This window comes from Vibrio sp. Y176 (assembly GCF_033438945.1).
Genome location: NZ_JAWOQS010000897.1, coordinates 1 through 574, shown reverse-complemented (window position 1 = coordinate 574; position 574 = coordinate 1). Strand labels below are relative to the sequence as shown.

1 protein-coding gene is annotated in these 574 nt (G+C 45.8%); it reads left to right on the top strand.

Features of this window, described 5'->3' with window-relative positions; genetic code table 11:
• The coding region (gene rnhB, locus R7O13_RS29285) for a ribonuclease HII (protein ID WP_318305513.1) at positions 1 to 464 on the top strand (464 nt) is incomplete at its 5' end.
• Positions 465 to 574: the final 110 nt, after the last annotated feature.

Genomic DNA, 574 nt, shown 5'->3' with positions numbered 1-574 from the left:
ATGACTCTAAGAAGCTGAGCGAGAAAAAGCGTCTGGCACTGCTTCCTGAAATCAAAGAAAAAGCGCTAGCGTGGGCGGTAGGCCGTTGCTCTCCCGAAGAGATTGATGAACTGAATATTCTGCAAGCTACCATGGTTGCCATGCAACGTGCGATTGCAGGATTGAAGGTACAGCCAGATTTAGTGCTGATCGATGGTAATCGTTGCCCTGAGCTATCGATGGATTCTAAAGCTGTGGTGAAAGGCGATTTACGAGTGGCTGAAATCAGTGCCGCTTCCATCATTGCTAAAGTTGTGCGCGACCAAGAGATGGAAGAGCTGGATAAACAATATCCGCAATTCGGCTTTGCGAAGCACAAAGGTTATCCAACCAAAGCGCACTTTGAAGCAATTGAGCAACATGGTGTGATAAGCGAGCACCGTAAGAGCTTCAAACCAGTAAAGAAAGCTTTAGGCTTAGATTAATAAATTGGGTGGATTGGTGTTATAAACCCAGCCCCCTTTAGGTTAGAATCCCAAACAAAATAGAGTTACACGGTACCTGTTAATGTCAGATCCCAAGTTCGTCCACCGTA